18 protein-coding genes are annotated in these 23,431 nt (G+C 57.6%); 15 read left to right on the top strand and 3 right to left on the bottom strand.

Going from position 1 to position 23,431, the window contains the following annotated elements; genetic code table 11:
• Nucleotides 1–108: 108 nt before the first annotated feature.
• The gene (gene infB, locus MWH26_RS15655) at nucleotides 109–3,249 is read left to right on the top strand and encodes a translation initiation factor IF-2 (protein WP_247975009.1); all 3,141 of its coding nucleotides are present in this window, start codon (nucleotides 109–111) and stop codon (nucleotides 3,247–3,249) included.
• 750 nt (nucleotides 3,250–3,999) lie between these two features.
• Here the strand turns inward: infB and MWH26_RS15660 are convergent.
• Both MWH26_RS15660 and mscL read right to left on the bottom strand, forming a co-directional pair.
• Nucleotides 4,000–4,455, bottom strand: coding sequence for a hypothetical protein (locus MWH26_RS15660; RefSeq protein WP_247975010.1), 456 nt, complete (start codon nucleotides 4,453–4,455; stop codon nucleotides 4,000–4,002).
• A 313-nt stretch (nucleotides 4,456–4,768) separates the two neighbouring features.
• A complete protein-coding gene (mscL, locus tag MWH26_RS15665; protein ID WP_247975011.1) occupies nucleotides 4,769–5,233 on the bottom strand; it encodes a large conductance mechanosensitive channel protein MscL in 465 nt (154 codons plus the stop codon).
• A gap of 253 nt (nucleotides 5,234–5,486) precedes the next feature.
• Here mscL and MWH26_RS15670 point away from each other — a divergent pair, with 253 nt between their 5' ends.
• The 7 genes from MWH26_RS15670 to MWH26_RS15700 all read left to right on the top strand — a co-directional run bounded on the left by MWH26_RS15670 (nucleotide 5,487) and on the right by MWH26_RS15700 (nucleotide 13,678).
• Entirely contained in the window at nucleotides 5,487–6,272 is a 786-nt protein-coding gene (locus MWH26_RS15670; RefSeq protein WP_247975012.1) for an enoyl-CoA hydratase/isomerase family protein, read from the top strand.
• A gap of 147 nt (nucleotides 6,273–6,419) precedes the next feature.
• Nucleotides 6,420–7,919, top strand: a complete 1,500-nt coding sequence (locus MWH26_RS15675; protein WP_247975013.1) for an oligosaccharide flippase family protein — start codon at nucleotides 6,420–6,422, stop codon at nucleotides 7,917–7,919.
• 173 nt (nucleotides 7,920–8,092) lie between these two features.
• Nucleotides 8,093–8,527, top strand: coding sequence for a dUTP diphosphatase (dut, locus tag MWH26_RS15680; RefSeq protein WP_244697609.1), 435 nt, complete (start codon nucleotides 8,093–8,095; stop codon nucleotides 8,525–8,527).
• Between the two features lie 94 nt (nucleotides 8,528–8,621).
• On the top strand, nucleotides 8,622–9,632 hold the full coding sequence (locus MWH26_RS15685; protein ID WP_244697611.1) for a sugar phosphate nucleotidyltransferase: 1,011 nt from the start codon (nucleotides 8,622–8,624) through the stop codon (nucleotides 9,630–9,632).
• A gap of 114 nt (nucleotides 9,633–9,746) precedes the next feature.
• Complete coding sequence (locus tag MWH26_RS15690; RefSeq protein WP_247975014.1) at nucleotides 9,747–11,567, top strand: tetratricopeptide repeat protein; 1,821 nt, start codon at nucleotides 9,747–9,749, stop codon at nucleotides 11,565–11,567.
• On the top strand, nucleotides 11,560–12,324 hold the full coding sequence (gene lolB1, locus MWH26_RS15695) for a lipoprotein insertase outer membrane protein LolB1 (RefSeq protein ID WP_244697614.1): 765 nt from the start codon (nucleotides 11,560–11,562) through the stop codon (nucleotides 12,322–12,324). The genes MWH26_RS15690 and lolB1 overlap by 8 nt, the downstream gene beginning before the upstream one ends.
• Complete coding sequence (locus MWH26_RS15700; RefSeq protein WP_247975015.1) at nucleotides 12,308–13,678, top strand: murein hydrolase activator EnvC family protein; 1,371 nt, start codon at nucleotides 12,308–12,310, stop codon at nucleotides 13,676–13,678. The genes lolB1 and MWH26_RS15700 overlap by 17 nt, the downstream gene beginning before the upstream one ends.
• Nucleotides 13,679–13,918: 240 nt before the next feature.
• Here MWH26_RS15700 and MWH26_RS15705 read toward each other — a convergent pair whose 3' ends face one another.
• Nucleotides 13,919–14,872 (bottom strand): LytTR family transcriptional regulator DNA-binding domain-containing protein, encoded by a 954-nt coding sequence (locus tag MWH26_RS15705; protein WP_247975016.1) that lies wholly within the window; start codon nucleotides 14,870–14,872, stop codon nucleotides 13,919–13,921.
• 322 nt (nucleotides 14,873–15,194) lie between these two features.
• Between MWH26_RS15705 and MWH26_RS15710 the strand changes: the two genes are divergently transcribed.
• The 7 genes from MWH26_RS15710 (at nucleotide 15,195) to MWH26_RS15740 (ending at nucleotide 23,342) form a co-directional block, all read left to right on the top strand.
• Entirely contained in the window at nucleotides 15,195–15,419 is a 225-nt protein-coding gene (locus MWH26_RS15710; RefSeq protein WP_244697617.1) for a Sec-independent protein translocase subunit TatA, read from the top strand.
• 12 nt (nucleotides 15,420–15,431) lie between these two features.
• The gene (gene tatA / locus MWH26_RS20210) at nucleotides 15,432–15,791 is read left to right on the top strand and encodes a twin-arginine translocase TatA/TatE family subunit (RefSeq protein ID WP_311136866.1); all 360 of its coding nucleotides are present in this window, start codon (nucleotides 15,432–15,434) and stop codon (nucleotides 15,789–15,791) included.
• A 12-nt stretch (nucleotides 15,792–15,803) separates the two neighbouring features.
• Entirely contained in the window at nucleotides 15,804–17,243 is a 1,440-nt protein-coding gene (gene gatA / locus MWH26_RS15720; protein WP_247975017.1) for an Asp-tRNA(Asn)/Glu-tRNA(Gln) amidotransferase subunit GatA, read from the top strand.
• 211 nt (nucleotides 17,244–17,454) lie between these two features.
• A complete protein-coding gene (locus MWH26_RS15725; RefSeq protein ID WP_247975018.1) occupies nucleotides 17,455–19,461 on the top strand; it encodes a LysM peptidoglycan-binding domain-containing protein in 2,007 nt (668 codons plus the stop codon).
• A gap of 187 nt (nucleotides 19,462–19,648) precedes the next feature.
• Nucleotides 19,649–20,260, top strand: a complete 612-nt coding sequence (locus MWH26_RS15730; protein WP_247975019.1) for a hypothetical protein — start codon at nucleotides 19,649–19,651, stop codon at nucleotides 20,258–20,260.
• Nucleotides 20,261–20,338: 78 nt separating this feature from the next.
• Nucleotides 20,339–20,905, top strand: coding sequence for a hypothetical protein (locus MWH26_RS15735; RefSeq protein WP_247975020.1), 567 nt, complete (start codon nucleotides 20,339–20,341; stop codon nucleotides 20,903–20,905).
• Between the two features lie 160 nt (nucleotides 20,906–21,065).
• Complete coding sequence (locus MWH26_RS15740) at nucleotides 21,066–23,342, top strand: NADP-dependent malic enzyme (protein WP_247975021.1); 2,277 nt, start codon at nucleotides 21,066–21,068, stop codon at nucleotides 23,340–23,342.
• Nucleotides 23,343–23,431 lie beyond the last annotated feature (89 nt).

Raw genomic sequence — 23,431 nt, forward strand, 5'->3', positions numbered from 1 at the left:
GGCAAGGGGGTTAAATAATCAAGCCGGGTGGTTTGATTTTGACCCCGCCCGGCAAGATTTAATATAGTACCTTTGCAACTGAATAAGAGTATCGTTCGCGAGCATAGAATGGCGGAAGCAGCAACCAAACGGCTGAATCAGGCGGCCAAAGACCTGAACGTTGGACTTTCTACGATTGTAGATTTTCTGGCGGGAAAAGGGCACATCATCGAAAACAAACCTACGACCAAGCTATCGTCGGAGCAGGTATCCCTGCTCGAAAAGGCATTTGAGTCGTCGGCGCAGGATAAGATGGAGGCCGCAAAGCTCAGCCAGGCCAAGCGCCAGACGGAGCTAGACGCCGCGGCAGCTTCGGCGGCCCAGGCGCGTGCGGCGGAAGCTGCCGCCCCCAAACCAGCCCCTGCCCCCGCTGCGCCGGCTCCCAAGCCGGCCGCCCCAGCGCCCCAGCCCGCTCCGGCAGCCGAGGTTCCCAAACCCGCTACCCCCACTCCGCCGCCAGCAGCTGCCTCCGCTCCGGAGGCAAGCCGAGTCCCGGGCCTAAAAGTGCTGGGTAAAATTGAGCTTGATGCCAAGGGCCGGCCCGTGCCGCCCCGGCCAGCCGCCCCAGTTGCCCCAGCGGCGCAGCCTACTCCGGCCCCAGGCCCGGAGCCGGCTCCCGCAGCGGCCGTTCCGGCCCCTAAAGCGCCCGAGGCTCCTCAACCTGCTGAGGCACCGGTAACTGCGCCTCAGCCGGAGGTAAAGCCAGCGCCGGCTGCTCCGGTAGCAGAGGCACCCAAGCCCACTCCGCAGCCAGCCGCACCCATAGCCCAACCGGCTGCTCCTGTAGCGGCTGCTCCAGCTCCTAAAGCTCCCGAGGCCCCTCAACCCGCTCCGGCAACAACTCCCGCTACTCCGGCCGCGGCCGCAGCTCAACCAGCTGCTCCAGACGCCGCAGCTACAGAGGAAGGTACTATCGTTGCTAAAGCGGATCAGCTGAAAGGCCTGACCGTTCTCGGTAAAATTGAGTTACCCCTAGATTCTTCCCGGCGCGGTGGCGGTGGTCGTGGAGCCCGTCCTGTGGCGTCCTCGGACGTGCGCAAGAGCGGTATCAGTCCCGACAAGAAGAAACGTCAGCGCATCCCGATGGGAGGCCCTGGTGCTCCTGGTCAGCAAACTACCCCAAGTGGCCCCGGTCAGCAGGGTGGTAACCGCCCTGGTGGAGGCCCCGGCCAACAAGGTGGCGGCAACCGCCCCGGTGGTCAGGGTGGCAACGCCCGTCCTGGTCAGCAAGGTGGCGGTAATCGTCCCGGCGGTCAGGGTAGCAACACCCGTCAGCCGGCGCCGGCGCTTACGCCCGAGCAAAACGACAAGCAGATTCAGGAACAGATCAAGGCCACGCTGGCCAAGCTCAGCGGCGGCCGTGGTGGTCAGCAGCAGAACCGCGCCAAGTACCGCCGCGATAAGCGGAACATGGCGGCGGAGGACCGTGAGGCCCTGCGCGCTCAAAACGAACTGGACGCCAAGACGCTGAAAGTAACCGAGTTTATTTCGGCTAACGACCTAGCGTCATTCATGGACGTGTCGGTGAATGAAGTAATTAAGGTGTGCCTGAACATGGGCATGTTCGTTTCCATTAACCAGCGCCTCGACGCCGAAGCCATTACCGTTATTGCGGATGAATTTGGCTACGACGTAGAATTCCTGAGCGCCGAGGAAGAAGAAACGACTATTGACATTGAAGACGCACCGGAAGACTTGCAGCCGCGGGCCCCTATTGTGACCATCATGGGTCACGTTGACCACGGTAAGACCTCCTTGCTTGACTACATCCGGAACGCCAGCGTAGCCAAAGGCGAAGCGGGCGGTATCACCCAGCACATCGGTGCCTACGACGTAATGACCAAGTCGGGCAAGCGGGTGACCTTCCTGGATACGCCGGGTCACGAAGCGTTTACCGCCATGCGTGCCCGGGGTGCCAAGGTGACGGACATTGCCATTATTGTGGTAGCGGCCGACGACTCGGTGATGCCCCAGACCAAGGAAGCCATCAACCACGCACAAGCAGCCGGCGTACCGATTGTTATTGCGCTGAACAAGATTGACAAGCCCGGTGCTAACCCCGACAAAGTGCGGGAAGAACTGTCGGCCATCAACGTGCTGGTAGAAGAATGGGGTGGCAAATACCAGTCCCAGGAAGTATCGGCTAAAACAGGCCTTGGCATTGATGATCTGCTGGAAAAGGTGCTGCTGGAAGCCGAAATTCTGGAGTTGACCGCCAACCCGGACCGCAACGCTATTGGCACCGTTATCGAAGCCTCTCTTGACAAAGGACGTGGTTACGTAACGACCATTCTGGTACAAACCGGTACCATGAACGTAGGCGACATTGTGCTGGCTGGCCCGCACTACGGCCGCGTAAAGGCCATGACGGACCACCGCGGCAAGAAGATGAAGCAGGCGGGCCCGGCTACCCCGGTTCAGGTGCTTGGCCTAACGGGTGCTCCACAGGCTGGTGACAAGATTCAGGTGATGGAAACCGAGCGTGAAGCCCGGGAACTGGCTACCCAGCGTCAGCAGCTGACCCGCGAGCAGACCATGCGCACCAAGAAGCACATTACCCTGGATGAAATCGGTCGTCGTCTGGCAATTGGCTCGTTCAAGGAACTCAACGTGCTGGTGAAAGGCGACGTGGACGGCTCGGTGGAAGCACTGGCCGACTCCCTGCTCAAGCTGAGTACGCCGGAAGTAGCGGTGAACATCCTTAGCAAGGGCGTGGGTGCCATTTCCGAGTCCGACGTACTGCTGGCTTCGGCCTCCGACGCCATCATCATTGGCTTCCAGGTGCGTCCTTCGCAGAGCGCGCGTAAGCTGGCTGAGCAGGAGCAGATTGACATCCGCCTCTACTCTATTATCTACAATGCCATCAATGAGGTGAAGGATGCCATGGAAGGCATGCTGGCCCCAACGGTGCAGGAGGTGGTAGTAGCCAACGCCGAAGTTCGTCAGGTGTTCAACATTACCAAGGTGGGCACTATTGCCGGCTGTATGGTAACGGACGGCACCTTTACCCGCAAAACCAAAGTGCGGCTGGTCCGCGACGGTATCGTGGTGTACTCGGGCGAAATCCAAGACCTCAAGCGCTACAAAGACGATGTGTCGGAAGTACGCCAGGGGTACGAGTGCGGTATCTCGCTGAAAGGCTACAATGACCTCCGCGAAGGAGACAACATTGAAGGATTCGAAGAAAAAGAAGTGAAGCGTACCCTGTAAAGAAGACGTTTTACGTATACAGAAAAAGCCCCAGCCTGCGTAGGTTGGGGCTTTTTCTGTATAAGGAGCACTGCTGTTCTGCCTCTTCTTAGTTTCACAAAATTTATTTGATTTTAAAAATCAGAACTCACTTCCTACCTTCGATTAGACTTATACACAAAACCAACAGAAACACAGGCTATTAAGCCTTTATTCTTGGTAGACGGTGATGAGTAGCAGAGCAGGTAGAAAGTGGCGTTGAGAGGTGAGAAAGTGGTTTGGATTAGGAGTGAGAGACCAGTTAATAGGGAAAATAAAGTAGGAATCGACCGTTAGAGGTAGGAATTCCAGGGCTAGGCTTTTCAGCCTGGCAACCACCCGGTTAGCTTTTGCGTCTTTGTTGGGAAGGCTTCGTTTAGCGTTATAATCCGTTCGTATGAAGCGTATTTTACTTTTTGCTACAGTAGTTGCGGGGCTAACCTGCTGCGGACAGCTGCTGATAGCTCGTCAATTGGTACCGTATGCCCCTGGTAGGGTAGCGCCCTCGCCGTTTTCTGAGTCGCCCGCCGGCCGTAATTCAGCTATGCTGCCGAAGCCTACTGACTCTACGTTGGTACGACCAGCTACCGTACCCGTATACTCTGCTTTCTACTCCATCCGGTGGCCGGCACTGGCCCGGGCACGCCACTAGTTTTGCTACTATACTCTAAACAAGAAAAAGCCGTGCTGTAGCTACAGCACGGCTTTTTCTTGTCTTATACTTCTTGAATGTTAAAAGAAGAGAAAGCGCTTCTTTTTCTTGTGCGTCAGTGGTTTGCCTTTGGGGTCAACGAAGCCCGCAGCCCGAGTTTGTCCTCGCTTCTGACGGGCTGTGCCTACTCGGTTATCCTTGAACTTGCGCACAGTAAAGCTACCAGCACCTTTCTCAAACTGCCGGGCAGGACCCGAAGCACGCCCGAAGCTGGTATTAGCAGTGCTCATGCCCGAACGGGCCTCCAGAATCTCCAGCTGCTGGTCGCGCTTGGCTTCATCGGGGTTCATGCTCATGCGCTGCTGCATGCGGGCAATATCGGTAGCTGAGGTCTTGCGCTTTTTGCGCAACCCCTGCTCGCTACCCCGCTGGGTCTGGCCTGAGTAAGTGGCGCTGGCAGTACTCTGGGCCCTGGCAGCCGGCGTTGCTACTACCCCAACGGTGGCTACAATAAAGGCGAAAAACAGCTTTTTCATGGACAAGTGAGGTGGAAGGAACCGGTGTAATAACTGCTTGCGCTATGGCAGTAGTACAGCCTGGTGTTGCGCCCAACGGGTGCGTGGTAAAGTTAGTTCAAAGCAAGCTGAAACTTACAAATCAGCCGTTTAGCTAGGTCTGCTTCGCCCCCGAAGCAAACACATTTCTTCGACCGTGGCCGCGGAGTCTAAAGCAAGTCTTGAGCCAAATGGGAAAGTCTGGGTTACGCTTTCGGCTGCAACCCGCACAACCAAGGCAAACCTAGTTAGTATAGTCCACTTCCCATGCCGCAACTCGGTGGCACTATGCTACCTACCGACCAACGCTGCCTACACCTTGGTCGGGGGCACCTGCTTCTGGGCGGCTGCGCAGGGCGTCTCGGATGTCCATGAGAAGTTGCTGCTCCTTGGTTGGTCCTGGGTCGGCTACTACTACCTGCTGGGGTCGTTTGAAACGATTGGCAATTTTTACCAACCAGAAAATGGCAAAGGCCATCAGCAGAAACACGATAATAGCATTTAGGAACAACCCGTAGTTAACGGTTGCGGCCCCCACTTTCTTGGCTTCCTCCAGCGTTTTGTAGCTCGTGCCGTCAAGGGCCAGAAACCAGTCCTTGAAATCGAGCCCGCCCGTTAGAATGGATAGTAAAGGCATGAGCACGTCGTCTGTGAGCGACTTTACAATATTGCCAAAGGTCCCGCCGATGATAACTCCAACTGCCAAGTCAAGGACATTGCCCTTGGAAATGAATTCTTTGAATTCGGATACAAAGCTCATACAATGGAAGTATTTGGAAGTGAAGGAGAAGCAACATTTGGGGTAAATATATGTTTTTAATTATATAACTCTTTGACGTGGTTATTTTTGGTAAACATGCCCTGCAGCGGCTCCTGGTAGCTGCGGTTTTCACGGCCCGAAACCAGGTATCGAGCACTAACGAGAGGTAGCCAGCAGGGCAATGCGGCAGTCCAGCCGCGCCGTAATTCATCCTATCTTTACCCGTCCATTGTGCCCACTCGCCTCTTTTACTATGACTTTCACCAACCTACTCTACCACCTCGAAGCCGAAACCGGCATCCTGATCATTACCATTAACCGCCCCGACAAGCTTAATGCCCTGAATGCTGCTACCATCGAAGAAATTCGGGCGGCAGCTCAGCAGGCCCTCGACGATGCCGCCGTGCGCGGCATCATTCTGACGGGTAGCGGAGAGAAGTCATTTGTGGCGGGTGCCGATATTGCGGAGCTTACCCAACTTGATGAGGTTTCAGGGCGCCGGGCCGCCATGCAGGGCCAGGAGGCTTTCCGCCTGCTGGAGGAAAGCCCCAAGCCGGTTATTGCGGCTGTAAACGGGTTTGCCTTGGGCGGGGGCTGTGAGTTGGCTATGGCCTGCCACATGCGCGTTGCCTCAGAAAACGCTCGTTTCGGTCAGCCCGAAGTGAACTTGGGCTTGGTGCCCGGCTATGGTGGTACCCAGCGCCTAACCCAACTTATTGGCAAGGGCAAAGCCATTGAGCTGCTCCTGACGGCCGACATGATTAAGGCCGACGAGGCGCTGCACCTGGGGTTGGTTAACCACGTAGTGCCCCAGGCGGAGCTGCTGAGCTTCACCAAGCAACTGCTCGGCCGCATCCTGACCAAGGCGCCACTGGCCGTAGGGCTGTGCCTGGACTGCGTGAATGCCTATTACGATAAGGACCGCCAGGGCTACCAGAGTGAGGCCGACGCCTTTGCCCGTTGCTTTGATTCGGCTGATTTTCGGGAGGGCACTTCGGCATTCCTGGAAAAGCGGCCAGCCAGTTTTACCGGCAAGTAGTAGCACGCTACCATCCGTAGCGGCCTAGCAATTTTTTATGCTGATTTTACGGGACCGGGGTAGTCATTGACCGTGCAGGCAGTGGCCGCCCCGGCCTTTTCCTGCCCGCTCCGCTTCCCGTTTCCCTTGAATTTACCTTTCTATTAGATGAGTATAGCCAAGCGACTGGCTTCGCAAACGGCCGTGTACGGCTTGAGTAGCATTGTGGGGCGCGTGCTGACGTTTTTGCTAGTGCGGGTGTACACCGGGCGGTTTGCGGCGGCGGAGTACGGTATTGTAACGGGGCTGTACGCCTACGTTTCGTTTCTGAACGTGCTGTTTACCTACGGCATGGAAACTACCTACTTCCGCTTTGCCAACCGGCCCGGCACCGACCGGCAGGAACTCTACGACCGGGTCATGACCTTGCTGGTGCTGACTAGTGTACTACTAAGTGGAGTAGTGGCCCTGCTGGCCCGGCCCCTGATGAGCTTGCTGAGCCTGCCGGCCGGCCACGAGCAGTACGCCGTCTGGATTGCCATTATTCTCGGGCTCGATGCCGTGGCGGCCATTCCGTTTGCCCGGCTACGGCTGGAAAACAAGGCCCGCAAGTTTGCCGGCATTCGACTGGCCAGCATCCTACTCAACATCGGGCTGAACCTGTTTTTCATCGTGCTCTGCCCCGATGTGCTGGCCGGCAAGTACCTAACGAGCTTGCGCCCCCTGGTCGAAAGCGTGTACAACCCCACCCTGGGGGTAGGCTACGTTTTCCTGGCCAACCTGGCCGCTTCGGCCTTTACGCTGCTGCTACTGAGCCGGGAGCTGCTGGATTTCCGCTTCCGCCTGAACCTGGAGCCCCTGCGGCCCCTACTGCAGTACGCCTACCCCATCATGCTCATGGGGGTAGCGGGTATGGTAAATGAGATGCTGGACCGGGTTATTCTGCCCAGGTGGCTACCGGAAAACTTCTACCCCGGCCAAAGCAACCTGGCAGCCGTGGGCATCTACGGGGCCTGCTACAAAATCAGCGTCCTGATGAGCCTGGTTATTCAGGCGTTTAAGTACGCAGCAGAGCCGTTTTTCTTTGCCCAGAGCAACGAAAAGAACTCGCCTTACACGTTTGCCCTGGTGCTGAAGTGGTTTACGCTCTGCTGCACCATGCTGTTTGTGGGCGTGAGCGTGAACGTAGACATCGTAGCCCAAATATTCTTGCGTCGGCCCGAATACTTGCAAGGCTTGGCGGTAGTGCCAGTACTGCTGCTGGCTTACTTGTTTCTGGGCGTGTACTGGAACCTCTCCGTGTGGTTTAAGCTCACCGACAAAACCTACTACGGCACCTACATTGGCTTTGCGGGGGCAGTGGTAACGGTAGTCCTCAACTTCCTGCTGATTCCGCTGCTGGGCTACATGGGCTCGGCCCTGGCTACCCTGGCCTGTTACTTCCTGATGGCGGCCCTGTGCTGGTGGCTGGGCGAGCGGCACTTCCCCGTCCCCTACCCCATTGCCCGTCTGCTGGTGTGGCTGGCGCTGGCCGTGGGCGTTGTGGCCCTGAGTTGGTGGCTGCCCGTGGCGGCCGGCTGGCCTCGCTACGCCTTCCATGCCCTACTGACGTTGGGTTTTGTGGGCCTGATTGCCCTGGTGGAGGGCCGCCGCTTGCGCGCCCTCTGAATTTAGCAGCTTCCGCCTTGAAACCCGTGAAATAACGCTAGCTTGAACCGTTTCACTGGGAAATTTCGCATCGGAATCATCCATAAATTCCTTGTAATCCGCCAAGCTCGTGCGGTAACCTCTGTTCCTCCTTCTACCTTTGGCGCGGGCAAGTGCCTGTGCTCCTTTGCTTCATGCTGATTTCTGTTATCAATACATCCAAGCATCCGCTGCCGGAGTACCAAACGGCCCACGCCGCCGGCATGGATGTGCGGGCCAACCTCACCGAGCCCGTTACGTTGAAGCCCCTGCAACGCGCCCTTGTTCCTACTGGCCTTTTCTTGGAAATTCCGGTGGGCTACGAAATGCAGGTGCGGCCCCGCAGCGGGCTGGCGTACAAACACGGTATTGGCCTGGTGAACAGCCCAGGCACCATCGACGCAGACTACCGCGGCGAGCTGAAGGTGCTGCTCGTAAACCTCTCCGACCAGGAGTTCGTGGTGCAGGACGGGGAGCGTATTGCTCAGCTGGTGGTAGCCCGCCACGAAACCGTAGCGTGGCAGCCCGTTGAGGTGCTCAGCGATACAGCACGCGGCGCGGGCGGCTACGGCAGCACCGGCGTGCAGTAATGGCGCACCAGTAGCCCATCCTTACGTACACAGTACCTGCTTTAGGCTAGTATCACTCTTTACTCAACTTTTACCTTTCTAATACCACACCCGTATGAAAATCATCGTCCCGATGGCTGGTATGGGGAAGCGCATGCGCCCCCACACGCTTACTGTTCCTAAGCCCCTGATTCCGATTGCCGGCAAGCCCATTGTGCAGCGCCTGGTGGAAGACATTGCCAAAGTATGCGGCGAGCAGGTTGAGGAAGTAGCCTTTATTATCGGGCGCTTTGGCGCGGAGGTGGAGAAAAGCCTCGTGCAGATTGCTGAATCAGTAGGCGCCAAGGGCACTATTCATTACCAAGACGAGCCCCTGGGTACGGCCCACGCCATTCTCTGCGCCCAGTCGGCCCTTGATGGCCCGGTGGTGGTAGCCTTCGCCGATACGCTGTTTAAAGCCGACTTTATTCTGGACTCCTCTGCCGAGGGCACCATTTGGGTGCAGCGCGTAGACGACCCCAAGCCGTTCGGGGTAGTAAAGCTCAACGAGCAGGGCCAGATTACCGACTTCGTGGAAAAACCCCAGGAGTTTGTTTCCGACCTGGCCATTATTGGCATCTACTACTTCAAGGACGGCGAGTACCTGAAGAACGAGTTGCAGTACTTGCTCGACAACGACATCAAGGACAAAGGCGAGTACCAGCTCACCAACGCCCTGGAAAACATGAAGAACAAGGGTACCTCCTTCGTGCCTGGCCGCGTAACCGAGTGGCTGGACTGCGGCAATAAGGACGCTACCGTATTTACTAACCAGCGTTACCTGGAGTACCTGCAGGAGCGCGGCGAGAACCTAGTGTCGGAATCCGCCCAAGTGACCAATTCCGTCCTGATTCCGCCCGTGTACATCGGCGAAGGGGTTATCATTACTGATTCGGTGGTAGGTCCGCACGTTTCCTTAGGCAACCATACCAACGTACGCGCGTCCATCGTTTCTAACTCCATCGTGCAGCAGTCGGCCACGGTGCTGCACGCCAACCTGACCAATTCCATGGTGGGCAGCCACGCTACCGTCGCCAGCACGCCCAATGATTTGAGCCTAGGAGACTACAACACGCTGCGCGTGTGATATTTTTGCGTCTCCTGACGTTTCAGTAGCGCGGACCTTTGCCGAGGTCTGTCGTGTTGGGGTTAGGTTTCCTCGTTTCCAAACCGCGGCCGCAGGGTCCGCGCTACTGTTTTCATGAGTCGATTCGGTGCTTTTTCTGTGCTTCTGCTGGGCCTGCTGGTGGCCAGCCCCGGGTACGCCCAGCAGGCTAAGCCAGCGGCTCCCGCTACCTCTACGGCCCCCGAAAAGAAGCCCCGCAAGCTGACGCGCAAAGAGCGCAAGGAGCTGGCCCGCCGGGCGGCTCTGGATGCCGCCGCCCAGCAAAAACGCCCCTTATCGGAAAAGGATCGGGAAATCAGCGAGGCGTATTTCGTGGATGGGGTGCGGTTTGTGCTGCTGGAAGATTACAACAAGGCCCTCGAGCGGCTGCTAAAAGCCTACGCCCTCAACCCCACCAATGCGGCCGTCAATTACAAAATTGCCGAAACCAACCTGCTGAGCGGCAACCTCCAGGATGCCACGAACTTTGCGCAAGCAGCCGTAAAACTCGATCCGCAGAACGCCTACTACTACCTGCTGCTGGCCCAGATTTACGCCTCGCAAAAGCAGTTCGATCAGGCCATTGGCGTATACAATACCCTGATCAAGCAGGTGCCCAACTCGGGCTATTACCTCTTTAACCTAGCCGACCTGTACATTGCCCAAGGCAAGCTGAACGAGGCACTGGCGACCTTTGATCAGGCGGAAAAACAATTCGGCCTCTTGGATGAGGTATCCTTCAAAAAGCAGCAGATCTATCTCAAGCAAAATAACCTCGATAAGGCCCTGCAGGAAGGCGAAACGCTGATTACGGCCAACCCGAATGAGGTACGCTACGTGCTGGCCCAGGCCCAGATGTACGCGGCCAACAACCGCTTCCCCGATGCCATTCGGGTGGCCCAGCAGGCCCTCAAGCAGGACCCAGACAACCCGCGGGCCCGCATGATCCTGGCCGACGTGTACCGCCAGCAGAACAACGCGCCGGAATCGGAAAAGCAAATCAAGCTGGCCTTCGAAAGCCCGGCCTTGGACATCGACGACAAGGTTCGGATTCTGGTTGACTACATCAAGCAGCTGCCCAACCCGGCCCTCAACCAAACGGCCCAGGACTTGGCCGCCATTACTACCCGGGTGCATCCGCGCGAAGCCAAAGCCTTTTCCATTGCCGGCGACATTCAGACGGTAACCGGCAACCGGCCTGCGGCCCGCGCTAACTATCTGAAGGCCATTGAACTGGACAACTCCCGTTACCAGATTTGGCAGCAGGTGGTGCTCATTGATGCCGAGCTCAATCAGGTTGATTCCTTGCTTACCCACACGGAGCAGGCTTTAGAGTTGTTCCCAAACCAGGCGCCCCTGTGGTTTTACAACGGCGTGGGCCATCAGCTGAAAAAGCAGCCAACCAAGGCCATCAAATCCTTGGAATACGGCCGCAAGCTGGCCACCGACAACCCCGAGCTGCTGGCTCAGTTCGACACCCAGCTCGGCGACACCTACCACGAGTTAAAGGAATACGCCAAGTCGGATGCGGCTTACGAAGCAGCTCTGACGTTTGACGCTAATAATGCTCAGGCCCTGAACAACTACAGCTACTACCTTTCCTTGCGGGGCGAGAAGCTGGACAAAGCCAAGGAAATGGCGGGCAAACTGGTCAAGCAGAACCCCGACAACGACACCTACCTCGATACCTACGGCTGGGTGCTGTACCGGCTGAAAGACTACAGCGGGGCCCGGCAACAGTTTGAAAAAGCGCTGAAAACTACCACGGATGCTACCGTAATTGAGCACTACGGCGACGTGCTGTTCAAGCTGGGCGAGGCCGATAAGGCCCTGGCCGAGTGGCAGAAAGCCAAAAAAACAGGCGGTGCTTCCCCGCTCATCGACCGGAAGATTAAAGACAAAAAACTATATGAGTAACCGCCTCCTGCTGGTGCTGCTCGGCGCCACACTGATGCTGGGCAGCTGCAACCGCAAACTGCTTTCTATTGGCTCTAAGGCCAATAAAACGACGGTACCCATGCCGGAGTCAGTGCGCGCAGCCAACGTCGATTTTCGTTTTCTGGCGGCCAAGGGCAAGGCGCAGTTTGACCAGCAGAGTGGCAACATCAACGTGCGCATTCGCAAGGACAGCGTCATCTGGATTTCGGCCTCACTAATTGGGGTAGAAGGCGGCCGCATCTACATCACCCGCGACTCGGTGCAAGTGCTCGACAAGCTCCACCGCGAATACTACGCCGGCGACTTCGCCTACCTCAGCAAGCGCCTGAACGTGCCTGTCAACTTCGACATGCTGCAAGCCTTGCTGCTAGGTAACTACCTGGCGCCACTCAGCGCCGCTACCCAGCCTACGGTTACTACAGATGGCCCTGTGCAGCGGGTGAACTATGAGCAGGCGGGCCTGCTGGTGCAGCAACTGGTGAACCTGGAACGGGGGCGCATTCAGCAACTGCAGGTGCAGGTGCCGGCCAGTGAAAACAAACTCACCGTCGACTACTCCGACTTCCGGCCTTTGGAGCGCACTGCTCAGCCGTTTGCGCACAGCAGCCTTGTGCAGGTGCAGCAAGGGCAGGCAGCGCCCTCCACGCTTACCATTACTTACCGCTCGGTAGATGTGGATAAGGAGCGGCTGCAGTTCCCCTTCTCGGTACCCAAGGGCTATGCGCGCAAAAAGTAAAAGCTGGCTGCTGGTAGTAAGTTGCGTGCTGTTGCTGGGGGTAGCCGATGCCTCCTGGGCGCAGCGCATGGGTTCCACGGGGCGTAAAACCAAAGCCCAACTCGAGCGGGAACGGCGCCTGACCCTGAAGCGCATCAATGAAACCAGCCGCATTCTGGAGCAAACCCAGCAGCAGAAGCAAGCTTCCGTGGGGCAATTAAATGCCCTGAAGGAAAAGCTCACCGTGCAGCAGGGCGTCATTAAGAACATCAGCAGTGAGCTGCGCTACATCGAAACCGATGTTAAGCAAACGGAAAACCAGGTGCAGCAAACCCGCCAGAGCCTGGAGCAGCTTAAAGCAGAATACGCCCGCCTGATTTATGCCGGTTCGAAAACGGCCAACGGCTACAACCGGGTCATGTTTCTGTTTGCTTCGGAGTCGTTTAACCAATTTATGCTCCGGTTGCGCTACATCCGTCAGTACACGGAAGTGCGCAAAGCCCAGGCCGCCCAAATCAGCCACACCCAGCAGCGCCTGAGCACCCAGCTCACCGGTCTCAAGGAAAAGCAGGAGGAAAAAGGCTCCCTGCTCACTACCCAGATTTCGGAAAAGAAGAACCTGCTCACGCTCAAAACCCAGCAGGATCAGGTAGTCACGAAGCTTACCCAGCAGGAGCAGAACCTGCGCCAGGAACTGGCAACCCGCCAGCAGGCCGTAACCCGCCTCGACAACCTGATTGCCCAGCGGGTACGGGAGGAAATTGCCCGGGCGGCTCGCTTGGCAGCCCGGCGCGCGGCCGCCAAAGCCGCCGCGGCCCGCACCAGCACTGCCGCTACTGCCCCTTCTCGTAGTCCGGGAGCAACTGCCCGCACCAGCAGTACCGAGGCTACGGAAGCCGCCGCCGAAGCGGCCGCTGAGCGCGTGGACCGCGTCACGATGACTCCGGAGGGTGCCGAACTGGCTTCGTCGTTTCACGATAACCGGGGCCGGCTGCCGTGGCCCGTGGGCCGGGGTTTTATCAGTCAGCACTTCGGCCGGCACAACCACCCCGTGCTGAAAAATGTGGTAGTGGAGAACCGGGGTGTTGATATTCAAACCAATGCCGGGGAACCGGTGCGGGCCGTATTTAGCGGAAAGGTACTGACCGTGGCCAGCGTGCCCGGCATGAATACCATTGTAATGGTGCAGCACGGCGACTACTTCACGGTATACGCCAAGCTGCGTAGCGTCAGCGTTAGCGAGGGGCAAACTATTAGCGCCCGCCAAACCATTGGTACCGTTTCTACGGACGCGGAAGGAACTTCCGAAGTGCAGTTTCAGGTGTGGCACAACAGCTCCAATCTGAACCCGGAAAACTGGCTGGGCCGCAAGTAGGTAGCAAAAAAAACACCGCACAACATGCGGTGTCTTTCTGAGCTATGAAAACAAACTTAGCTATCAGAATCCCTCCCCTTACTTAGCAACTGCGGTAAGGCGGCTAGCCTAGCAAGGGTAATCCCCGATAACATGACGAAAGATACATGCGGCGATACTGCCCGCTCCCGCAATTTCGCCGAATGTGTTTTTTCCCTCGGTGAATACTAGCATTCTGAATGCTTTTCCTACCTGTTGAGCTTAAATAAGATTTAAGCGGCTCAGCAGCGCGGCTTTATAGGAGCTACCAATGGGCACGGGCAACACGCTGGTAGCCTGCTCAGCACTGCGGCCGGCTTCTACGGTAACTGCGTCGTTCTCGATGGCAATTATGCGGTCCAGCCGCACAATGTACTTGCGGTGTACGCGGGCAAAGTCGCGGAGCGGCAGCTTGGCTTCTAGCTCCTTCATGGTGCTGTACACCGTGTACCGCTCACGACCAGAGTAGATGTTCACGTAGTCGCCAAGCGCCTCCACATACCGGATATCAGATGTATTCACCCGCAGCAGTTTATGATCCTGTTTTATAAAAATTTCGTTCTGCCCTCCATGTAGGTAGAATGATTCCGCCGTGTCGTTGGCCATGCGTAGTAATCCCTCCAGCTTGAGTTTCTCTTCTTCCAGCTGCAGGCGGGCCCGCCGCAGTTCCAGGTGCGACACTACTTCCCGGGCCAGAATGCGGAGTGCATCCCGTTGCTCCTCCGTCAGGCGGCGGGGCACAGTATCAATGGTGCAGATGGTGCCGAGGGCCTGCCCTTCCGGGGTTATAAGCGGGGCACCGGCGTAAAAGCGAATGTTAGGGTCGCCGGTAACTAGGGCGTTTTGCTTGAAGATGGGGTCCTGAGTCGCATCCTCCACTTCGTACACTTTGTCTGAGAGAATGGCGTGCTGGCAAAAAGCCAAGTGGCGGGGTGTGCTCTTAACTCCCAAACCTATTTCGGCCTTAAACCACTGCCGCTCGGCATCCAGCAGCGAAACCAAGGAAATAGGGGTACCGCAGATGTAGGCCGCCAGCCGCACCAAGTCGTCGAAAACCGTTTCGGGGGGCGTGTCCAGAATGCGGTAGTTACGCAGGACCTCCAAGCGAGCAGCTTCGTCGAAGCGGCGGGTAAGTGGCTTTACAGCACTTTCCGCGGTGGAAAAAGTAGGTGACATCAGGAAAGGAGCAGGTAGTACAGCGGAAGAAAGGTAGGGTAGTCTATAACTAATTCTCTAAATAGCAGCAATGGTGGCAATTTGTTGTACGCACCCCGCCGAGCAGCTGCATTTGCCGGCTTAACATCATCATTCACTGGCTGAAGCTGTTGCCACTCAGTCCGTTCCTGCGCGTTGTAGCCGGCGGGCTCCTAGCAGAAGCCTGGAGCCACGCGGGAACTGATTTTGAAATTATGCGGTACCTTTACCAATCCCAATGCGTACAAGGCTGCGTATACGTAGCTTTGCCACATAATAACCCGACCTGTTGGTCTTCCTCCTTATGAATTTTGCCACCCTTTTGCTTGGTATTGGCGGCCTTGGCGGCACCGAACTCCTGCTCATCGGCCTCGCTATCATCCTTTTATTCGGAGCCAAGCGCATTCCGGAGCTGTTCCGGGGTATGGGCCAAGGCATCCGCGAATTTAAGGATGCTTCTAAGGAAGAGAAGCCGGAGTTCCGCGATGGCCCAATCAACCCGAATGACCCCACGGCTCCCCGCCGCTAATTGCTCGTAGCCATGAACACTCCTTTCTTCCTCTTCTTAGGTGATTTGGGCGGTGGTGAGATAATGCTCATCATGGTCGTTATCCTCATTTTCTTCGGGGCCAATAAGATTCCGGAACTAGCCCGCGGTTTAGGTAAAGGCATCCGTGAGTTCAAGGACGCTTCCCGCGAGATTCGGAGCGAAATTGAAAACTCCGGCCAGCCTCAGCAGCCCTACCAGCAGCAATTCAACCAGCAACCCTACCAGGCCCCCGTGGCCCCAGTAGCCGAAGCCCCGGCCGTTACGCCGGTGGCCCCGCCCATGGATGGTGGCCTAACCCCTCCGGTTACGCGCCCCGCCGAAGAGCGGCCCCGCCTCGACCAAATGAACTAAACCCTTTTCGTCTTGAGACGCTTTAACTCCCTCACGGAAGTTCGCCACGAGCTGACGGCAGGCACCACGTCCTGTCGTCAGCTCGTGGCTTATTATCTGGATAATATCCGCCGCAAAGAACACCTGAATGCCTTTTTGGAGGTGTGGCCCGAAGAAGCCCTGGCCCAAGCCGAGGCCGTTGATGCCAAGCTGGCCGCCGGTACGGCCGGCAAGCTAGCGGGTATGGTCATCGGGCTGAAAGATGTGCTGGCCTACGAAGGCCATAGCTTGCAGAGTAGCAGCCACATCCTGGACGGCTTCAAATCCTTGTTTACGGGCACGGCCGTGCAGCGCCTGCTCGACGAAGACGCCATTCTGATTGGGCGCCAGAACTGCGACGAGTTTGCCATGGGCGCCTCCAACGAGACATCCTATTTCGGCCCCGCCCGCAACGAAATTGACCCTGAGCGAGTACCCGGTGGCTCCTCAGGAGGCTCGGCGGTGGCGGTGCAAGCCGACATGTGCCTGGCTTCTATTGGCTCCGATACGGGGGGCTCAGTGCGTCAGCCAGCCGCTTTTTGCGGAATTGTGGGCTTCAAACCTACTTATTCACGCATTTCGCGCTACGGGCTGGTTGCTTACGCTTCCTCCTTCGATCAGATTGGCACGCTGACCCGCTCGGTGGAAGATGCCGCTTTGCTGCTGGAAGTAATGGCCGGCCCTGATTCGTTCGACAGCACCGCCAGCAAGCGGGAAGTGCCTGCCTATAGCCAACAGCTGACGCCAGCCCCGCACTACCGCATCGGCTTTATCAAGGATTGTCTGGAGCGGCCGGGTTTGAATCCGGAAATCAAGGCGGCCACGGAGCAGGCGCTGGAGCAGTTCCGGGGCCAAGGCCACGTGGTAGAAGCCGTTGATTTTCCCTACCTCGACTTTATTGTTCCCACCTACTACATCCTGACCACGGCCGAAGCTAGCTCCAACCTAAGCCGGTACGACGGGGTGAAGTTTGGCTACCGCGCGCCGGATGCTACGGACTTGGAGTCACTCTACAAGAAAACGCGCGCCCAGGGCTTCGGTCCGGAGGTGCAGCGCCGCATTTTGCTGGGCACTTTCGTGTTGAGCGCCAGCTACTACGACGCTTACTACACCAAGGCCCAGCGCGTACGCCGCCTCATCAAGGAAAAAACCGACGAGTTGTTGCGCGAGTACGACTTCTTGGTGCTGCCCACTACCCCTACCACGGCCTTCCGCATCGGCGACGTGAATAAGGATACGCTGGCCATGTACCTGGCCGACATCTTCACGGTGCAGGCCTCTTTGGCGGGCGTGCCCGCTATTTCGGTGCCCGCGGGGAAAGATGCGCAGGGCTTGCCCATCGGCTTGCAGATTTTGGCGGGTGCCTTCCGCGAGGAGCACCTACTAGCGTTTGCCAGCACCGTGACGGAAACAGCAGCTCCCGTAGAGGCCTAACCAGCCCATAAAAAACAGCCCCGGAGTTTCGCTCTGGCTTCTTCGCTACTGACTGCCGCGGGCAGCCTGAAGCAGGAGCTTACGCGGAGCTTCGGGGTTCTTATTCGCTGCCGGGCTGGCATTTATGTCAATCCGTGCTATTTTTGAAGATGCGCTGGGCTGAGGCACAGCAAGTTGAGGTTTTCGGCTTACCTGCCAGTTTCCATGTAAGATGAAGAAGTCGTTGCTGCGTGCTGCTGTTCCGTTGCTATTTGCCGCCTCCGTGGTTCGCCCCGCGGTAGCCCAGGTGCGGCCCGAACTACCTCCTACCTCGCCTGCTCAGGCGCCACCAGTAGCGGATGACTCGCTGCGGGTTAACCTGGAGTTGCTGCCCGATTCGTTGGTAGCAGCGCCAGTCCCGGTCGACTCAGTGAAGCTGGTGTGGCTCCGCACGCCGCCCGAGCTGCGTGACTTGGTGGGGGACCGAATTAGCTGCTTTGAAACCGATGTTCCGCACGTCTTTAATTCACATGTGCTGGCGTTTGTGCGTCTCTTCACGGAACGGCAGCGCGGCTATACCCAGCGCGTGCTGGAACGTGAGAACCTGTATTTTCCGCTCTTCGAAAAGTATCTGGCCAAGTATAATCTGCCCACGGATCTGAAATACCTGGCCGTAGTAGAATCCGCCCTGATTCCGACGGCTAAGTCCCGAGTAGGTGCTACCGGCTTGTGGCAGTTTATGGGCCCCACGGCCAACGACCTACGCCTGCGCCGCGACGAGTGGGTGGATGAACGCATGAACCCGGAAAAGGCTACTGAAGCGGCCTGCAAGCACTTACGCTACCTCTACGGCGTGTTTCACGATTGGGAAATGGTGCTGGCAGCCTATAACTGGGGCGCTGGCAACATGCAGAAAGTCGTGCGCCGCACGGGCAAGAAAACGTACTGGGAAGTGCACCCGCACTTGCCGGCCGAGACACGCAACTACGTGCCCACCTTCACGGCCATTATGTACACCATGAAGTACGCCCAGCAGCACCAGTTGCACTCCCCTACCCTCAAGTATCAGTACGCCGAGGCCATGGATACGCTGCAGCTGGGCGGCCGGGCCTTCGATTTGACCCGCTTGGCCCGGGCCTGCGGCTACCCCGATTCTATGACGCTGGCCCGTCTGAACCCGGAGCTGCGCAAGCCCTGGCTACCCCAAGGTTACCGCCCCTATGCTGTGCAGTTGCCGGCGGCAGCTCGCCCGGCCCTGGCCGTCGTCGATAGGGAGACGTTGTTTGACTACTGCCGACCCCTAGCCGAGCTGCCGCAGCCGGTACTTCTGCGCCCCGTGCTGCTGGCTGGCATTGAGCCATTTCCTGCCCGCAGCCTAGCCGCGGCCGGAGCTTCGGCCGGCGGACACGTTACGCCACCCCGGTATCGTCGGGTGCGTCACACCGTGAAGCGCGGCGAAACGGTAGCTTCGGTAGCGGAGCGTTACGAGGTAAGTGCAGCCCAGGTGCGCCGCTGGAACAATTTGGGCAAGCGCTCAGCCCTGACACCGCGCAGTCAGCTCGTGGTTTTTGTGCCGTCACCCGCCACCCAACTGCCGGCCGGGCCTGTTGCTACCTCCGAAACCCATGTTCTTGCAGCTACGAATAACCGGCCGACACTCGCAGTGCCGGTGCGAGTAAGTACCAGCAGAACCAAGCCCTTGACTTCGGAGACCGAAGACATTACGGCACCAACGCCCGCTCGTCCGGCAGCTGCTAAGCAAGTTCTGGCCGCAACCCGGCCGGCTCGTCCTGCCTCCGAAGTGGCGACACCAACGGCTCTCTCCGATAACCCAGCTCCTACTACCTACACCGTGCGGCGGGGTGACTTTTTGGAGAAGGTGGCCCGTACTCATGGCCTGACAGTAGCTCAACTCGTGGCCCGCAACAAGCTAGCCACGGAAACGCTTACCCCCGGCCAGAAGTTGAACTTGCAGGAGCTGGCGGCGGAACCCACAGCAGAGCTCCTAACGGCCACTCGCGAAACTGCCGCCGCGGCCCAGGAACCAGCGCGACGAGCCAGCCGGCCGGCTTCCCGCTCCTTGTTGCCCACTCCGCAAGTACACTTGGTTCAGCCAGGCGATACGCTCTACAACATTTCCCGCCGCTATCAGGGCCTCACGGTTGAGAAGTTGCGGGAGCTGAACCACCTACAATCGGACGAGGTGAAGCCCGGCCAGAAGCTCATTGTAAAGAGCTAGTGGTATTATCGAGCTACCTATCAGAAAGCGCAGAACTTCTTCTGCGCTTTTTTTATGCCTAATTATCAAGTATGTAGCTTAAAATTTTCTCGCCCGGCATAAGAAGTGGAACTATTTCACTAAAAGTTGGCACGGCGCTTGGCTAGTTCGGTCATACGCCCTTCCATTCTTTCCTTCCCTTTTACTTATGCTGACATTCGTACGTATCCTGTCCGGTATATCTCTTCTGACCTTGCTGGCAAGTTGCCAGCAAGATATTGAAACGCCAGAACCCACCGTGACGCCTCCCGTCCAGGAGGCCAACATCAACTTCACGTACACCTACCCCACCGAAAGCAAAGGGCAAACGTTCCTGGCGCCGGCCCCTTCTGGTCGGCTGGCCTCCGATAAACTAACGCTGCTCTTTGAGAAGGAGCCCCGCCCAGCGGGCCTGGGTATCGAAGAAAGGGTAGAGTTTGTTCTGCCCAAAGGCAAGCAAAAAGCCGGGTTGGTCGGCACGTACACCCTATCCTCCCAACCCGACCCGGGTCAGGGCGAGGTGCTAGCTACGTATGAGCGCCCCGCCTACGGTACGGGCATCTACCTGAACAAGTACTCCGGTAATTCGCACCGGCTAGAGGGTAGCTTCGTCATTACCGAGTTCAACTCCGCCCGCCAACTTATCAGTGGGTCGTACACCTTCACTATTCGCAATGCCAAGGACCCGTACGTGTACCTGGCCGTCGGTTCGCAGGCAGACAGCCGGCGCGACTGTGAGATTAAGAGCTACGGCACGTTTACTGAAATTCCGCTGCTCTAGCCCATCCTTAGCTGTACCTATTTCATCCGTAGTCTGATGCATTTTTCGCCACGCCTCCTTCTCCTTGCCGTTCTTACTATGGGGCTGGCTTCCTGCGGCTCTGATTCCAAACAGGAAGATCCTCAACCAGTGGTTTCGGCAACTCCCTCCGAGTTGTCGATGACGCGCACTATGACCTACCCGGCGGCGTCCTCCCGTAACAATGGCTTGTCTTACACGCAGCAAACCTTATCCGGCGCTGCCGTACTTGAGGAGAAGAGGCTTTACCTAAATTTCGTAGCGCCGGAAGGTGTCGACCGAGTTAATTTTGAGGTACCCCGAACTGCCCTCTCCCCGGGCCTGACCGGGACGTATCCGGTGCTGAGCCGGTCCAATTCAGGTGGGATAGTGCCGGCTTTGTATGTGTACTACCGCGTTAACGTAGCAACGTCTCTGAGCGGCAGCCTCCACTACAGCGCCCAGAATCAAGCGCAAGGGCAGCTCACTATTACCGCCTACGATGCCACCCGCAAGCTTATCAGTGGCACCTATGAAATGCAGCTCACGAATATCCACGATCCTCTGGAAGGTCCGCTGCCCAGCTCTACTGCCCTCCGGTGCGACGTGAACCTAACCGGATCCTTTAAAGACCTGAAAGTAGAATAAGCTATTCGCCGATTCGCGACCTTCATCGTAGCGCTCCGAGCTCAGCAGAACTCGGAGCGTTTTTTTCTATCCGGGCGGGGGCGTGTACCTTTGCCACGGGTTACTATTGCCCATTTTGCTTTCTTGCCCTTTCAAGGAAGCTCCACCCTAGTACCGTAGCATGCTGAAAATAAATAAACAGGACGCGCTGAACTACCACTCTCAAAGCCCCGCCGGCAAAATTGAGGTAGTCCCAACCAAGCCCGTTAGTACGCAGCTGGACCTGGCCCTGGCTTACTCGCCGGGCGTAGCGGAACCCTGCAAGGAAATTGCTGCGAACAAGGACGAGGTGTACAAGTACACCGCCAAGGGCAACCTGGTGGGAGTTATTAGCAACGGGACGGCCGTGCTGGGCCTGGGCAACATCGGCCCCGATGCTTCCAAGCCAGTAATGGAGGGTAAGGGCGTACTGTTCAAGAAGTTCGCGGGCATCGACTGCTTCGATATTGAAATTGACGCGACGGACCCGGAGGAGTTTATTCGCATCGTAAAGTCGTTGGAACCCACGTTTGGCGGCATCAACCTAGAGGACATCAAGGCCCCCGAGTGCTTCCCCATTGAGACGGCCCTGCGCGAGCAGATGAACATTCCGCTCATGCACGACGACCAGCACGGCACGGCCATTATTTCCTCGGCGGCGCTGCTGAACGCTCTGGAGGTAGTCGGTAAGAAGATTGACGAGATTCGGGTGGTAGTGAGCGGGGCCGGAGCCGCGGCCATTAGCTGCCTGCGCCTGTACCTGGAGTTGGGTTTGAAGCGGGAAAACGTGGTGGTGTTCGACAAGGACGGCATCATCCACCCCCAGCGCACCGATTTGGCGGCCCTGCAAATGCAGTTTGCCACCGAGCGGCCCATTACTACCCTGGCCCAGGCCATGGAAGGCGCCGACTTCTTTCTGGGGCTTTCGGCGGCCAACGTGCTGGCTCCGGAGCTGTTGTTGAAAATGGCGGCTAACCCTATTGTGTTTGCCCTAGCCAACCCCGATCCGGAAATTCCTTACGAGGTAGCCATGGCCACCCACGAGGACATTATCATGGCGACGGGCCGCTCCGACCACCCCAACCAGGTCAACAACGTGCTGGGCTTCCCCTACATTTTCCGGGGAGCTCTGGACGTACGCGCCACCGAAATCAACGAGGCCATGAAGCTGGCCGCCGTGCGCGCCCTGGCCGAGCTAGCCAAGGAGCCCGTGCCGGATATGGTGAACAAAGCCTACGGCGACAATACCCTATCCTTCGGTCGCACCTACCTGATTCCCAAGCCCCTGGATCCGCGTCTGATTACGGCCGTGAGTCCGGCCGTAGCCAAGGCCGCCATGGAAAGCGGGGTAGCCCGCATTCAGATTGAAGACTGGTTTGCTTACGAAGACGAGCTACGCGCCCGCCTCGGTGTCAATCAGAAGCTGATGAACCGCATTACCCAGGCGGCCCGGAGCAACCCCAAGCGCGTGGTATTTGCCGAGGGCGACACTTACAAAATTCTTAAGGCAGCGCAAATTCTGCACGACGAAGGCATTGCCCAGCCCATCTTGCTCGGTAACCGCAACAAGATTGCGCGTATCGCTCAGGAAAACTCCCTTGATCTGGAAGGCTGTCAGGTTATCGACATCCTGCACGAGGAAGCCAAGCGCGAGGAGTTTGCTCAGAAGCTGTACGAAAAGCGTCAGCGCCGCGGCATTACGCTCTACGAAGGGCGTCGCCTGCTGCGCGAGCGAAATTACTTCGGCAGTATGATGCTGGAAACCGGCGAGGCCGACGCCTTTATCACCGGCTTAAGCAAGGATTACGGCAAGAGCATTGTGCCTTCCCTGCAGGTGATTGGGGTAGCCGAAGATGTGCAGCGCGTCGCCTCTATGTACATTATCCAGCACAAGAAAGGCCCGTACTTCTTCGCCGATACCACCGTGAACATTGATCCTTCGGCCGAGGAAATGGTGGAAATTATCGGGCTGACTTCGCGGGCCGTAAAGTTTTTCGACACCGAGCCACGGATTGGCGTAATCAGCTACTCCAACTTCGGCTCCAACCCCGGCGAGCTGCCCGATAAAGCCCGCCGCGCCACCGAGCTGGCCAAGCAGCGCTACCCCGAGCTGATTCTGGATGGGGAAATGCAGGCCAACACGGCCCTGAACCCGGAGCTGCTGCGGGAGCAATATCCCTTCTCGCCCCTAGCCGACAAAGGCGGGGCCAACACGCTCATTTTCCCGAACGTTATTAGCGGCAACATTGCCTACAAAGTGCTCCAGGAAATAGGTGGGGCCGAGGTTATCGGGCCGGTTTTGATGGGCATGCGCAAGCCTGTGCATATCCTGCAGCTGGGTGCCTCCGTCCGCGAAATCGTGAACATGGCTGCCATTGCCGTAGTCGATGCCCAACACCCCGACGGCAAGGGCTTGTAGGCCTCAGCAGTAAGGAGCTAGAAACGAAAAGTGAGTCTTTTGTTCTGTGGGCAGCAGCTTTCAGAACGAAAGGCTCACTTCTTGCTTTC

Origin of the sequence: Hymenobacter sublimis (assembly GCF_023101345.1) — a bacterium.
In the GTDB taxonomy this organism is placed as follows: Bacteria; Bacteroidota; Bacteroidia; order Cytophagales; family Hymenobacteraceae; genus Hymenobacter; species Hymenobacter sublimis.

What these genes read in the sequence shown, in the direction of transcription:
- MWH26_RS15660 (WP_247975010.1), bottom strand. Translation starts at nt 4,455, where the DNA reads ATGAAAAAGCTGTTTTTCGCCTTTATTGTAGCCACCGTTGGGGTAGTA.
- MWH26_RS15730 (WP_247975019.1), top strand. Translation starts at nt 19,649, where the DNA reads ATGCTGACATTCGTACGTATCCTGTCCGGTATATCTCTTCTGACCTTG.
- MWH26_RS15705 (WP_247975016.1), bottom strand. Translation starts at nt 14,872, where the DNA reads ATGTCACCTACTTTTTCCACCGCGGAAAGTGCTGTAAAGCCACTTACC.
- MWH26_RS15710 (WP_244697617.1), top strand. Translation starts at nt 15,195, where the DNA reads ATGAATTTTGCCACCCTTTTGCTTGGTATTGGCGGCCTTGGCGGCACC.
- tatA (WP_311136866.1), top strand. Translation starts at nt 15,432, where the DNA reads ATGAACACTCCTTTCTTCCTCTTCTTAGGTGATTTGGGCGGTGGTGAG.
- MWH26_RS15740 (WP_247975021.1), top strand. Translation starts at nt 21,066, where the DNA reads ATGCTGAAAATAAATAAACAGGACGCGCTGAACTACCACTCTCAAAGC.
- infB (WP_247975009.1), top strand. Translation starts at nt 109, where the DNA reads ATGGCGGAAGCAGCAACCAAACGGCTGAATCAGGCGGCCAAAGACCTG.
- MWH26_RS15685 (WP_244697611.1), top strand. Translation starts at nt 8,622, where the DNA reads ATGAAAATCATCGTCCCGATGGCTGGTATGGGGAAGCGCATGCGCCCC.
- MWH26_RS15700 (WP_247975015.1), top strand. Translation starts at nt 12,308, where the DNA reads ATGCGCGCAAAAAGTAAAAGCTGGCTGCTGGTAGTAAGTTGCGTGCTG.
- MWH26_RS15675 (WP_247975013.1), top strand. Translation starts at nt 6,420, where the DNA reads ATGAGTATAGCCAAGCGACTGGCTTCGCAAACGGCCGTGTACGGCTTG.
- MWH26_RS15725 (WP_247975018.1), top strand. Translation starts at nt 17,455, where the DNA reads ATGAAGAAGTCGTTGCTGCGTGCTGCTGTTCCGTTGCTATTTGCCGCC.
- MWH26_RS15670 (WP_247975012.1), top strand. Translation starts at nt 5,487, where the DNA reads ATGACTTTCACCAACCTACTCTACCACCTCGAAGCCGAAACCGGCATC.
- mscL (WP_247975011.1), bottom strand. Translation starts at nt 5,233, where the DNA reads ATGAGCTTTGTATCCGAATTCAAAGAATTCATTTCCAAGGGCAATGTC.
- MWH26_RS15735 (WP_247975020.1), top strand. Translation starts at nt 20,339, where the DNA reads ATGGGGCTGGCTTCCTGCGGCTCTGATTCCAAACAGGAAGATCCTCAA.
- MWH26_RS15690 (WP_247975014.1), top strand. Translation starts at nt 9,747, where the DNA reads ATGAGTCGATTCGGTGCTTTTTCTGTGCTTCTGCTGGGCCTGCTGGTG.
- dut (WP_244697609.1), top strand. Translation starts at nt 8,093, where the DNA reads ATGCTGATTTCTGTTATCAATACATCCAAGCATCCGCTGCCGGAGTAC.
- lolB1 (WP_244697614.1), top strand. Translation starts at nt 11,560, where the DNA reads ATGAGTAACCGCCTCCTGCTGGTGCTGCTCGGCGCCACACTGATGCTG.